This is a genomic window from Pseudomaricurvus sp., assembly GCF_965662505.1.
In the GTDB taxonomy this organism is placed as follows: domain Bacteria; phylum Pseudomonadota; class Gammaproteobacteria; order Pseudomonadales; family Cellvibrionaceae; genus Pseudomaricurvus.
In genome coordinates this window covers 1-7,118 of sequence record NZ_CBFIHX010000144.1, presented here as the reverse complement: position 1 = coordinate 7,118, position 7,118 = coordinate 1, and the positions used below count along the sequence as shown (strand labels likewise).

Annotated in this window: 4 protein-coding genes and 1 pseudogene; 2 read left to right on the top strand and 3 right to left on the bottom strand. The window is 55.0% G+C overall.

Going from position 1 to position 7,118, the window contains the following annotated elements:
• The 3 genes and pseudogenes from ACTG33_RS15070 to ACTG33_RS15060 form a co-directional block, all read right to left on the bottom strand.
• Positions 1–594 (bottom strand): annotated as a pseudogene (locus ACTG33_RS15070) (hypothetical protein); the annotation flags it as partial.
• Between the two features lie 394 nt (positions 595–988).
• On the bottom strand, positions 989–2,530 hold the full coding sequence (locus ACTG33_RS15065) for a 2-isopropylmalate synthase (RefSeq protein WP_439136049.1): 1,542 nt from the start codon (positions 2,528–2,530) through the stop codon (positions 989–991).
• 47 nt (positions 2,531–2,577) lie between these two features.
• Entirely contained in the window at positions 2,578–3,609 is a 1,032-nt protein-coding gene (locus tag ACTG33_RS15060; protein WP_439136048.1) for an AraC family transcriptional regulator, read from the bottom strand.
• A gap of 273 nt (positions 3,610–3,882) precedes the next feature.
• On the opposite strand from ACTG33_RS15060, the gene ACTG33_RS15055 reads away from it, so the two are divergent.
• Both ACTG33_RS15055 and ACTG33_RS15050 read left to right on the top strand, forming a co-directional pair.
• Positions 3,883–5,091, top strand: a complete 1,209-nt coding sequence (locus ACTG33_RS15055; protein ID WP_439136047.1) for an acetyl-CoA C-acetyltransferase — start codon at positions 3,883–3,885, stop codon at positions 5,089–5,091.
• Between the two features lie 45 nt (positions 5,092–5,136).
• On the top strand, positions 5,137–7,118 hold a 1,982-nt coding region (locus tag ACTG33_RS15050), incomplete at its 3' end, for a 3-hydroxyacyl-CoA dehydrogenase NAD-binding domain-containing protein (RefSeq protein WP_439136046.1).

Sequence of the window (7,118 nt, the reverse complement as noted above, 5' to 3'; positions counted from 1 at the left end):
AGACACACGCAAAGGCTGAATGGCTTGCCAGGTCAGCGCTTTCAGTTCTGGCTGCTGTAACATCTGGCACAAGCTAGGCACCACAATGGCCGTCAAACCCAGATCCTCAATCGCGTGCGTTTTACCTTGCAGAGTCTGATAGGACGCTTCCCGACCACCCTCTGCGGGCAACAACTCCGCCGGCAGCACAAAATGACACGCTTCCGCCCCCATCAACAGGATATAACGTGCGGGCTGAGCTTCCAGCTTGCCTTCTAGCATCGCCATTACCGTTTCACGCGCGGCGGCCTCACCTTTCGGCGCCAAACGATGATCGTACATGGGCCAGCGCAGAACCTCGGCCCGAGACAAAGGCTGACGAGGCATACCCAGCGCCATCAGGATATTGGTCAATAAAGGCTCGGTGGGCAGCGCCAGTTCTGCGTGACGACTGTCCACAACCACCAGGTCATCGCTGACTCGCCAGAGGCTGAGAGAGAAGCTTGGATCGACTTCTTCCTGCTCTTTTTGCTGCACAGTAGCCGCGTTGGCAAACTCCGACACGGGTCGGGCTGCTGCCGTAGAAGTTTTCACCTCTTCGACAATCTCGGACAAGGTGCCAGAAACTCCAGCAGCAGACGCTCTATTCCCCTCAGGTTGCATCGCTGCCCGTGATTCAGATCCTGCAACCGATGAGGCAACAGACTCACTTGAAGGCGCTGGAGAAGCATGCGCTGCATCAGAAGGCTGAACAGATGGTGCTATACCGCTGTCCGCAACCGCCGGGCTCCCGGGCCTCGGTAGTTCTGCTTGCGATAGCCCAGGTTGTGATAGCTCAGGTTGTGATAATCCAGGTTTAGGCAGCTCTTGTTTAGGCAGTACGGGCGCACAAGAAAAAGGCGCCGGTGCGACCGGCAGAATCCAGCGTGGCATATAGCTGTCGATGCCAAGAGCGTCTAGATATTGCTGGCGCTGGATTTCATTCATAGTGGGATCGTCTTCAAATAGGTCATACACCCCGTTGCGGGTGTGCTCTGCCTTCGGATTCTAACAGATTCAGGGCGTGCAAGTAGGCTTTTGCCGACGCGGCGACCACATCGGTATCGGCACCGACGCCATTGACGATTTCACCATTCCTGGCCAATCGCACCGTTACCTCACCCTGCGCCTCTGTGCCCGCGGTAATCGCATTGACTGAGTACAATTCCAGTGTCGACTGACTGCTGACCTCTTTCTCAATGGCCTTAAACACCGCATCTACGGGCCCACTGCCTTCGGACGAAGCTGATACGTTTTGACCGAGTCGGGTAAAGGTCAACTCCGCTTTGGGCTTCTGACCGGTTTTACAGTTCACTTCCATGCCCACAAAACGGTAAATTTCGTCACAGTTTTCGGCCTTAACGTCGGATACCAGAGCCTGCAGGTCTTCATCGAAGATTTCGTGTTTTTTGTCCGCCAGATCCTTAAAGCGTTTAAATGCATCGTTGAGAGCTTCCGGAGAATCAAACGTCACCCCCAGCTCTTCAAAACGCGCTCTGACCGCGGCACGACCGGAGTGCTTGCCCAGGACCAGCTTGTTGGCATTCCAGCCGACATCTTCGGCTTTCATAATTTCATAGGTTTCACGGTGCTTGAGCACCCCGTCCTGATGAATACCCGATTCATGAGCAAAGGCGTTGGCCCCGACAATCGCCTTGTTTGGCTGTACCGGAAAGCCGGTGACACTGGCCACCAAACGGGACGTAGGCACAATATGACGGGTGTCGATGGTCGTCTCCACCGGATAAAAATCTTTGCGGGTCTGTACCGCCATGACGATCTCTTCTAATGAGGCATTACCGGCCCGTTCACCGAGACCATTAATCGTACACTCCACTTGTCGTACACCATTCATCACAGCAGCCAGCGAGTTCGCTACCGCCAGCCCGAGATCGTTGTGACAGTGGGTGGACAGGATCGCCTTATCCGCATTGGGTACATTGTTCATCACGTTCTTAAACAACGCCCCGTACTCTTCGGGAGTCCCGTAACCCACAGTGTCCGGAATATTGATGGTGCTGGCTCCGGCAGCAATCACCGCTTCGATAATGCGGTACATAAACTCCGGTTCGGTACGGCTACCATCTTCCAGCGAAAACTCAACATCTTCCGACAGATTACGGGCAATTTTGACCGCCTCAACGGCCTGCGCCAACACCTGATCCGGCTCCATCTGCAGCTTGTATTTCATGTGAATCGGTGAGGTGGCGATAAAGGTGTGAATCCGGCCGGAATTGGCGTTTTTCAGGGCTTCGCCCGCACGCTCGATATCCGGGCGTACTGCCCTGGCCAGACTGCACACTGTGGACTCTTTAACCGCTTCAGCAACGGCTTTGACGGCCTCGAAATCTCCTGGGCTGGCAATGGCAAAACCCGCCTCGATCACATCGACACGCATCTTCTCCAGCATCTTGCCAATACGGACCTTCTCGTCTTTGGTCATGGAGGCGCCGGGGCTTTGCTCGCCATCGCGCAATGTGGTGTCAAAAATAACTAACTTATCTTTGCTCATAATATTCGACTCATACAGGCTAAATACATTTTATAAGACAGGATACCTCAGCCAGCGCCACTTTTCGCTCGTTTCCTGTAGGTAAATGGCGTCACGCCGGTCCAGCGCTTGAACGCTCGGGTAAAGGTACAGGTTTCGGAGAACCCGGTGAGGTAGGCGATCTGCTCAATGGCTTCACTGCTCTTGGTCAGATGACGAATAGCAATATCCCGTCGCAGCTGGCTCTTTAGGTCTCCGTAGCTAATGCCTTCGGCTTCCAGTTTGCGGCGCAGCTTTTTAGGATGAATATCCAGTTCTGCAGCCACTTCCACCAGGGTCGGAATACTGCTCAAACGACGGCGCAGTATGGCACGGGTTTTGGCGCTCCAGCTCTGTTGATTGTAGTCATTGACCATCACATTCAGCAGCGGTTGGCGCAAAAACCGCGACAGAGACTCCGGCGTCTGCTTCACAGGCAACTCCATCACCCGACGCCGGAACGTCAGGGCACAGCCCGCGGGACGATTTTCGGTATTACAAAAGACACTCTCCGCCCCAGGGAACATGGCCCGATATTCCTGGCTGTGTTCCGGTTCCGGGTAATTTAATCGCACCTGCTGAATCGGCAAGCTATCCTCGGTCAGCCAGCAAGCCAGCCGGTGCAGCCCAAACATAAACAACTCGTAAGCGAAGGGGTCGATGGCCTCCCCTTCCTGCCAGGGAGAGAAATGGACAGTCAGAGTATCTTCGTGAGTACTCAGCTCGGTTTTCAGCCCCCGCTCCATCAACGAATAAAACAGGCAAAATCGCTTCAGAGCCTGACTTAACGTGCGGACATGAATAACCCAGTGACAGACCGCAGACCAGGTACCCACCTTCTGAGGCAGCTGAGTGTAGCCCAGGGCTTCATCGTTCAGTTCCCGCATAGTGATCGCCTGCAGGCTGGCGTACTGATCCGCCGTGACCCGGGCATTGATCTCTCTGAACAACCGCTGGGGGTTGTGCGCCCGGCGCAATAATCGAGGGACATCAAGCCCCTTCTCCGTGGCATTTTTGACCACAGCCCTGAGAAAGTAACTGGAAACCGATATCTCTTGCATACTACTGTCGTCTTTCAATACGTCTACTGACCTCTCTCAATACCTCTACTAACCTCTATCAGTCGGTCTATTGAAACCTACCGATACAGGCGATTACCGCCCCCACAGTCAAACTGGAACAAACTGCACACTAATGTCCAAATATATCCTTGATGGAGGCCTATTTAGCAAACAATAATGAAAAAATGCACGTTATCGACAAAACGCATCGATAGCAAGCGGACCTCAGCTACCTTTTTTACGATAAACAGATAAGACAAACAGGATTTCGTAATGCCACATACCGCCTATATATACGACGCAGTCAGAACCCCGCGCAGCAAAGGGAAGGCTGACGGCTCTCTTCATGAGGTTAAACCCGTTGCTCTGGGCGCCAGCCTGTTGAAGGAACTTCAACAGCGACACGATCTGGACACCAGCCAGGTAGATGACGTGGTCATGGGCTGTGTCACACCGACCGCCGAACAGGGTGGCGATGTTGCCAAGAGCATTGTCCAGTTCGCAGGATGGGATGAAAGCGTGCCCGGCGTACAACTGGACCGCTTCTGCGCATCCGGTCTGGAAGCGGTCAATATGGCTGCCATGAAGATCGCCTCCGGCTGGGAGGATCTGGTGGTCGCTGGCGGCGTGGAATCCATGTCCCGCGTGCCCATGGGCAGCTCAGGCGGCGCCTGGATGTTCGATCCTGAAGTCACTCTGCACGACAACATTGTGCCGCAGGGTGTTGGCGCAGACACCATCGCCACTATCGGTGGTTGGGGCCGTGAAGATGTGGATGCCTTTGCTCTGGCCTCTCAGCAGCGCGCCGCTCACGCCCAATCTAACGGCTACTTTGACCGCTCCGTGGTGCCGGTTAAGGATCTGAACGGCCTCACCATTTTGGAAAAAGACGACTTCATCAAACCCAACACCACTATGGAAATTCTGGGCAAGCTGCGCGCTTCTTTCGAGCCCATGGGCAATATGGGCTTTGATGACATGATGCTGCGCAAATACCCGCAGCTGCCCGCCATTAATCACGTGCACACACCCGGCAACTCGTCCGGTATTGTGGACGGCTCCTCAGCGGTGTTGATCGGCAGTGAAAAAATCGGCAAGGATTTGAACCTGACGCCACGCGCTCGCATTGTCGCCACCGCGGTTCTGGCCACCGACCCGACCATCATGCTGACTGGCCCCGGACCCGCTGCCAAGAAAGTGTTGGCCAAAGCCGGTATGACCACCGCCGACATTGACCTGTTCGAAATCAACGAAGCTTTCGCCTCGATCGGTCTGCGCTTTATGCAGGATCTGGACATTTCTCACGATGTTACCAACGTCAACGGCGGCGCCATCGCTATGGGTCACCCTCTGGGCGCTACCGGTGCCATGCTGGTCAGCACCATGCTGGACGAGCTTGAACGTCGGGACAAGAAGCGCGCCTTGATCGCCCTGTGTGTGGGCGGCGGTATGGGCATCGCCACCATCATCGAACGCGTTTAATTATCTCTCAACAGAGAAACGACAGAATCAGTAAGGTAATAGATCATGAGTGAGAAAATACACGGTTTTATCTACGAGAAAGACGCTGACGGCATTGTCACCATCACCATGGACATGGATGGCCCCGTCAATGCGATGAACAGCCAATACCGCGAGGCCATGCAGGCCACCGTCACCAAGCTGCAAAGTGAAAGCGGCTTGACCGGTGTGGTTCTGGCATCCGCGAAAAGCACCTTCTTTGCCGGTGGCGACTTGCGCGAGCTGTCTTCAGTCCCCAAAGGCGAAGAAGAAGCCCAGTTCCGCATGCTGGAAGACAAAATTAAGGCTCCCTTGCGCGGTCTGGAAAAACTGGAAGTCCCCGTGGTTGCCGCCATCAATGGCGCCGCTCTGGGCGGTGGTCTGGAAATCTGCCTGGCGTGTAACTACCGCATGGCTCTGAACTCCCCGAAAGTACAGATCGGCCTGCCCGAAGTGACTCTCGGCCTGCTGCCTGGCGGCGGCGGTGTCGTGCGCTCCATCCACCTGCTGGGTCTCGAAACAGCTCTGCCCTTCCTGCTGGAAGGCACGCGCCTGAATGCAGCCAAAGCACTCAAAGTAGGCTACATCAACGAGCTGGTGGACGATGCAGACAAACTGGTCGACAGTGCTAAAGCCTGGATCAAAGCCAATCCAGACGCCTGGACACAACCTTGGGATGTTAAAGGTCACACCATTCCCGGTGGTGACGCCTCCAGTCAGGCCGTGCTGAACATCCTGTCGATGGCGCCCCCCATGACCATCAAGAAAACCCGCGGTCTGCTGCCCGCTCCTGAGCGCATTCTGGCCGTTGCCGGTGACACTGTGACGGTGAATTTCGATACCGCCCTGCGCATCGAATCCCGCGGCTTTGCGTTTCTGAACACCACGGCGGAAGCCAAAAACATCATCACTTCCGGCTTCTTCCAAATGAACAGCGTCAACGGTGGCGCCGCCCGCCCGAAAGACATTGAGCCTACCAAGGTGAAAAAAGTCGGGATTCTGGGTGCCGGCATGATGGGCCAGGGCATTGCGTTCAGTTCCGCCTCCGCCGGTATCGAAGTGGTTCTGAAAGACATCAGCGTAGAAGCCGCTGAAAAAGGTAAAGCCTACACCGCCAAGCTGCTGGATAAACAAATTCAGCGCGGTCGTAAAACCGAAGACGACAAAGCCAAACTGCTGGGCCTGATCAAAGCCACTAACGACTACGCCGACCTGCAAGGCTGCGATCTGATCATTGAAGCCGTGTTTGAAAACATCGAACTGAAAAACAACGTCACCAAAGAAGCCGAAGCTTATCTGGCCGAAGGCGGTGTTTACGGCAGCAACACCTCTACCTTGCCGATCAGTCAACTGGCCGAAGCCAGCGCCAAACCCGAGAACTTTATCGGCATCCACTTTTTCTCCCCTGTCGACAAGATGCCATTGGTAGAAATCATCTGCGGTGAGAAAACCAGTGATGAAACGCTGGCCAAAGCGTTCGACTACACCCGTCAGATTCGTAAGACCGCTATCGTGGTGAATGATTCACTGGGTTTCTTCACCTCACGTGTTTTCTTTACCTATCTGGATGAAGGCGCACGCCTGCTGACCGAAGGTATTGATCCGGTTCTGATTGATGCCATGGGCAAACAGGTCGGCATGCCTGTCGGCCCTCTGACCATTCAGGATGAAGTCAGCCAGGAACTGACCCGCAAAGCCGCCGAAACGCACCGCGACATGGGTGTACTGGGCAGTAAAAGCGATTGCCATGTCAGCATCGACGTGTGCGAAAAGTTGATCAGCGAATTCAGTCGCGGCGGTCGTTACCACGGCGGTGGCTACTACGAGTACGCCGAAGACGGCAGCAAAGCCATCTGGCCAAAACTCTACGAGCTCTACCACAAGCCCGACGTCACCATTGCCAACCAGGACATGAAAGACCGCATCCTGTTCCGCCAGGTGATTGAAAGTCTGAAATGCCTGCAGGAAGGCGTTCTGCGCTCTGTAGCCGAAGGCAACGTCGGCTCTCT

Bases quoted from the DNA above. Each gene is read 5' to 3' on its own strand.
- ACTG33_RS15055 (WP_439136047.1), top strand. From the start codon at position 3,883: ATGCCACATACCGCCTATATATACGACGCAGTCAGAACCCCGCGCAGC.
- ACTG33_RS15060 (WP_439136048.1), bottom strand. From the start codon at position 3,609: ATGCAAGAGATATCGGTTTCCAGTTACTTTCTCAGGGCTGTGGTCAAA.
- ACTG33_RS15065 (WP_439136049.1), bottom strand. From the start codon at position 2,530: ATGAGCAAAGATAAGTTAGTTATTTTTGACACCACATTGCGCGATGGC.